The 469-nt window shown below is 30.9% G+C and carries 1 protein-coding gene; it reads left to right on the top strand.

The features are described 5' to 3' along the window. The coding region (locus QWI17_RS00430; protein WP_302720526.1) for an OB-fold nucleic acid binding domain-containing protein at positions 1–469 on the top strand (469 nt) is incomplete at both ends.

Genomic DNA, 469 nt, shown 5'->3' with positions numbered 1-469 from the left:
AAGGAGAAAGAAGTTGTTGGAATTTATATTTCTTCGCATCCTTTGGATGATTTCAAACATGAGTTGAAAATGGCTTCAAATTGTAGTATTTCTGATATCAATGCGAATGAAGATAATTTTGTCAACAAAGAAGTTTCGATTTGTGGAATGATGTCAAATATTCAACATAGAATTGCCAAAAATGGAAACGAATTTGGTATTTTTACGTTTAGCGATTATACAGATTCGATGGATATCATGGTTTTTGGGAGCGATTATATGAAGTATAGACACTTTATGCAAGAAAATATGTTCTTGAATTTGAAATTGAATATCTCGAAAAAAGAATTCAAAGACAAAGAAGGAAATGTAACACAAGGTCGTGTGTATAAAAACATCACAAATATTTTGTTGTTGAATGAAATTGTGGAAAAGCAAGCCGAAAAAATGACGGTGAAGATTGAAGTTCCAGAATTTTCGGAAGAAACAT

This window comes from Gilvimarinus gilvus (assembly GCF_030518155.1).
Taxonomy (GTDB): Bacteria; Pseudomonadota; Gammaproteobacteria; order Pseudomonadales; family Cellvibrionaceae; genus Gilvimarinus; species Gilvimarinus gilvus.
Note: the sequence above shows the minus strand (reverse complement) of the source record. Positions and strands in the feature narration are given on the sequence as shown.